The following is a 263-nucleotide window of genomic DNA, read 5'->3' as shown; positions in this document are numbered from 1 at the left end:
AAGCAATCACGTCAACATTTATATGAAGTAAATATGGGAGCAACTGCAGTTGGTACAGGCCTAAATGCAGATCCAGAATATATTGAAGCAGTTATAAAACATCTTGCTACAATTAGTGAACTACCACTTGTTGGTGCAGAAGACTTAGTAGATGCAACGCAAAATACGGATGCATACACAGAAGTATCTGCAGCACTTAAAGTATGTATGATGAACATGTCTAAAATTGCGAATGACCTTCGCTTAATGGCATCAGGTCCACG

1 protein-coding gene is annotated in these 263 nt (G+C 38.8%); it reads left to right on the top strand.

What is annotated here, in order from left to right; all coding sequences use genetic code 11:
* The coding region (locus G9F74_RS29625; RefSeq protein WP_260408332.1) for a lyase family protein at positions 1 to 263 on the top strand (263 nt) is incomplete at both ends.

Origin of the sequence: Bacillus sp. EKM202B, from assembly GCF_011066025.1 — a bacterium.
Lineage (GTDB): Bacteria > Bacillota > Bacilli > Bacillales > Bacillaceae_G > Bacillus_A > Bacillus_A toyonensis.
This window is presented reverse-complemented; position numbering and strand designations above follow the sequence as displayed.